The 3,897-nt window shown below is 62.5% G+C and carries 5 protein-coding genes and 1 pseudogene; 4 read left to right on the forward strand and 2 right to left on the reverse strand.

Annotated features, from left to right (window positions below; all coding sequences use genetic code 11):
* Window positions 1-124 precede the first annotated feature (124 nt).
* The 4 genes and pseudogenes from KA354_25175 to KA354_25190 all read left to right on the forward strand — a co-directional run bounded on the left by KA354_25175 (window position 125) and on the right by KA354_25190 (window position 1,458).
* Window positions 125-535, forward strand: a pseudogene (locus KA354_25175) (glucosidase).
* 23 nt (window positions 536-558) lie between these two features.
* A complete protein-coding gene (locus tag KA354_25180; GenBank protein MBP7937942.1) occupies window positions 559-897 on the forward strand; it encodes a GNAT family N-acetyltransferase in 339 nt (112 codons plus the stop codon).
* Between the two features lie 20 nt (window positions 898-917).
* Window positions 918-1,298: a cyclic nucleotide-binding domain-containing protein gene (locus tag KA354_25185; GenBank protein MBP7937943.1), complete on the forward strand. Its 381-nt coding sequence runs from the start codon at window positions 918-920 to the stop codon at window positions 1,296-1,298.
* Window positions 1,261-1,458, forward strand: coding sequence for a carbohydrate porin (locus tag KA354_25190; GenBank protein ID MBP7937944.1), 198 nt, complete (start codon window positions 1,261-1,263; stop codon window positions 1,456-1,458). Before KA354_25185 ends, KA354_25190 begins: the two co-directional genes overlap by 38 nt.
* Window positions 1,459-1,749: 291 nt before the next feature.
* On the opposite strand, the gene KA354_25195 is transcribed toward KA354_25190, so the two are convergent.
* Both KA354_25195 and KA354_25200 read right to left on the reverse strand, forming a co-directional pair.
* Window positions 1,750-2,838, reverse strand: a complete 1,089-nt coding sequence (locus tag KA354_25195; protein MBP7937945.1) for a hypothetical protein — start codon at window positions 2,836-2,838, stop codon at window positions 1,750-1,752.
* A 76-nt stretch (window positions 2,839-2,914) separates the two neighbouring features.
* Complete coding sequence (locus tag KA354_25200) at window positions 2,915-3,448, reverse strand: hypothetical protein (protein MBP7937946.1); 534 nt, start codon at window positions 3,446-3,448, stop codon at window positions 2,915-2,917.
* Window positions 3,449-3,897 lie beyond the last annotated feature (449 nt).

The raw sequence follows: 3,897 nt of genomic DNA on the forward strand, positions 1-3,897 counted from the left end.
CAAGGCGTCTTCACCCTCACCTGCAACGCCAATACCTGGGCCCGGCAAAGGCTCCTCGGCCTGCTGCAGGCGATGAAGACCGCCCAACACGCCGCTTGAGGCGGGCGGATTATGCAACGTTGGGGTATACTACGGTGACAGCTTCAAGGTTGAGTGTCCCACCGGTTCAGGCAGGATGATGAACCTCTTCGAGGTTGCCAAGCAGATTTCGAACCGGCTCACCCGCATCTTCCTTCGTGATGAGTGCGGCAGGAGGCCGGTCTATGGCGGAACGGAGAAGTTCCTGGCCGATCCTCACTGGCGAGACCACATCCTCTTCTATGAGTACTTCCACGGAGACAACGGCGCGGGCTTAGGCGCGCGTCACCAGACAGGCTGGACGGAATTGGTGACGAAACTGATCCAGCTCTTTGAGCTGCTAGATCCAAAACAGGCGCTTGCCGTCGGGAGCGGTGCGGCCTTCGTTCGCGGGAAGTCGGACTCGATAGCGGAGACGGTGGGCGTCGGCCGGGATGAGCGGGTAGCGGCGAAGTGAGCCCCAGGGACCGGCGTGCCGTAGTGAGCGCGGGGGTCCAGTTGGTGGTGACCATCGACTCCGATGGGAGAGAGATCATCATCGGCGGTGGCCGCTATGTGGCCTTCGACCTGAACGGCTCGCGCGGGGCAGAGATCGCGTTCATCGTCGAGGAAGACTACCACGGACTTGGAGTCGCTGGGTCCCTTCTGAGACACCTGACCCGCATCGCACGAGAGAAGGGCGTCAGCAGGTTCGACGCGGAAGTGCTTACGACAAACAGGGCCATGCTCTCCGTCTTCCGACGGAGCAGGCTCCCGATGACGGAAACACAAGCCGAGGACGTCATTCACGTGACGTTGTTCCTCGCTGACAAGACGTAGCTATCGAGAGGTCAAGACCGATGATGACACATCCGCAACTCGTCGAGTTCCTCAGGCAGCGGGTCGGTCTCTGCATGCATTTCTCCGACGACCGACTTGATCGACTGGTCAAGGAATCGCGAGTCGTTTCGTACGAGCCTGACGAGGCCGTCGTTGAGTTCGGCGAGGACGCCGCTTTCCTTGGCGTTCTGATCGAGGGCGATCTGGCGGTCTCCGTCCTCGGCGACGGCGGCCAGCGTCAGGTCATTGGGCGGTTCAAAAGCGGCGACACGTTCGGCGAGATGGCCTTGATGAGCGGCGACAAGACCATGGCCGACTTCATCGCCGAGACGCGCAAAGGACAGCTACGGTGTCGGGTACTTCCTGGCGAACCTCAGCAACGACCTGCCAGCTGTGCTTAGAGCGTCCGACGAGCAGGGGGTCGAAGCCTACGACAACATCGGGGTCACGCCGTGGCTGCACGTCAGTCCCGATTTGCAGGTGATCGTTCGCCCCGGCGGCGGTTTCCAGGATCGAGAGACGCCCTTGGTATGTGGCCTGAGAATGCACATGACTTTCTAGCGGAGGAAACGTCGATGACGAATCAGATGGCTACCAGGAAGACATCGTTACACGCGTGTGTTGGGATCCCGGTACGCATGCTCGGAAGCTGCGGGGCTGAAGTCCCGATCGCCTTGGCCTTGCTGGCCGCCGGTTGCAGCCAACAAATGCCGGACCGGACGGAACGGATGACTCGCGGTTACGTCTACTACCTGGATGGCGCAGGCGAAGAAAGCTCCCGGTGTGGGCGGGACGGGTTACGCTCGCGTGTGTCTTGGCGGGCATGGTCGGCTGGGGGGTAATGGCCCTGTACTACTCCAATCTGCCCCTCAGGCTCCGGCCTGTCGCAACTGTGTTGTTTGGGATCGGTTCCGTGGCAATCCCGTAACGTGTACAACCGCGGCACCGAGGCGTGCTGGTCTTCTTTGGAGTATTCGCGCAGCTCGGATCCGCCGGCCTGCCCGCGCCGCTGTAGCACCACTGGAAGATGCCGAAATCGGATTGGTCGACGTCGTTGTCGCGGTCGAGATCCTTGTTCTCGCAGCCGGGGGCCAGACTCACGGTCGGACCGCAGAAGCACGCCTGGAACAAGTTGAGGTCGTCGGCGTCCACATCGCCGTCGTGGTCGAAATCACCGGAAATAGCCGGTATGAACTCGTACGCCCCCATGTCCACCACGTAAGGGTAACCCGGCGGGTCAGGCGCGCCTGTATCAGGGGCATCCGGGTCGTTCAGGAAACGCGGATGACCATCCAGGTCGAACGGCGTTCGCTCGGCCGTGTCGCCATCGCCGTCCAGGTCAAGCGCATCCGCCGGCACGTACGTGTTCGCGGCCGCGTCGATGCAGGGCGAGCCGGGCTGAAGACGCAGGTCGCCGTGATCGTCGTCGGTCGTGCCCCACTCGCCGTCCGGGCCGGCGGCAGGGGCTCGCACGAACAATGGATCGGCGTCGATGTTGGGGAACCTGAGCCCGCGGCCCATCACCATGCAATAGGAGGGGTTGAAGCTTGCCCAATTGGAGAAGTAGATTGTGTCAACCTCCCAGAGAATGGAGTTATGCACATAGTAGTCCGCATAGGCAGTGTTAGCCGCCAGGCTCCGTCCCTCGACGGCTGCGTTGCCCGCGAAGGTGCAGTTGTACGCGAACAAATCGCAAGGAGCCTGCGAGACGTCCCACGATGTAACTCCGCCGCCGTAGAGGCCCGCAACGTTCCCGACGAACGTGCAATTCGTCAAGGACGCACTCTGTGAGAAATAAACCCCTCCGCCGTAGGTGGCAGAGTTCCGGACAAATTCACAGTTGGTCAGCGTCGCTGCCCCGTTCAAGAAAACCCCGCCGCCCCAGGATGCCGAGTTCTCGCGGAACACGCAGTTCACGAGGGCGACGGAACCTGCTTCCATGTACACTCCCCCGCCGAAGCCCCCTGATCGCAGTGAGTTCCCGATAAACCTGCAATTCGCAAACACCGTCGTCGGACTATCCCGTGTGGTGGAGATGCACACTCCGCCGCCTGCAATCAGTGCGACGTTCCCGTTGAAAACGCAGTTGGTCACCGTCGCAGAAGACCAGATGGCCATTCCGCCTCCGGCCCCCCCCCCAGCCGCCCGTCATCGTGAAGCCGTCCACGCCCGCCACGGGGGTCTCGCCGGTATGGAACCAGAAGGCCCTCCCGGAGCCCGCGCAGTCGATGGTGCAGGTCGCCGCGCCGTTGGCCGCTTTGACCGTGATCAGCCTTCCTGCGAAGTCGAGGTCCTTGTTCCCAGGACCGGCGTAAGTGCCATCCGCCACCAGCACCGTGTCACCGCTCGTCGCTACGTTGATTCCTTCCTGGATCGCATCGAACGGATGCCCGGCGGTGCCGTCCTCCAGCGGGTCGCTGACAAGCGGATTGCCCGGGCCGGGATCGTTCGCCGCATTGTCGTCGACGTAGATCACGCCGCCCTGCACCACGGCACCGGCACAACCCAACGCCGCGGCGACTGCTCGGAGAATGCGCCTGGTTCTTCGCATAGTCCGTTCCTCCGGTCAACGCCCGCAGAGTCGAATCCCCGGGTCGCGGTCTTTGGGTTGGCCGCCCTCCGCTTACAGGAAAACACGTTGCCCGGACATGGGGGCGAAGGGCCGAGTGTGTCTGAGCGGTTTGCGTGGCGAAACGCCCCGATCGGAGGCCTTGGACATGGTCTGTCGGGGCGAGCCCACCGAGCGCTGATGGCGTGCCTCGGCTTGGGGGCGTGGTCTCGTCAAGCCACGCGCCGCCCTCCATGATGGCGTTGATACTATCGCGCCCGGCCCTTCGAGTCAATAAATTGCCGCGGCTTGTATTGGCGGGTGAAGCTAGTACTACAACGCTAAGGATTCGGCCATCGGCAAGGCTTTATTTCGGCCAAGTATATGCCAATCCTGTGTAAACGACGCAGTGTTCGCTTGCGGTGCGAGCATCGGGCTGCCGCATTGCGGGC

It is taken from the genome of Phycisphaerae bacterium, assembly GCA_018003015.1.
Classification (GTDB): domain Bacteria; phylum Planctomycetota; class Phycisphaerae; order UBA1845; family PWPN01; genus JAGNEZ01.

Excerpts from the sequence above, each read along its gene's own strand:
- KA354_25185 (MBP7937943.1), top strand. The coding sequence starts at position 918 with ATGATGACACATCCGCAACTCGTCGAGTTCCTCAGGCAGCGGGTCGGT.
- KA354_25195 (MBP7937945.1), bottom strand. The coding sequence starts at position 2,838 with ATGGAAGCAGGTTCCGTCGCCCTCGTGAACTGCGTGTTCCGCGAGAAC.
- KA354_25200 (MBP7937946.1), bottom strand. The coding sequence starts at position 3,448 with ATGCGAAGAACCAGGCGCATTCTCCGAGCAGTCGCCGCGGCGTTGGGT.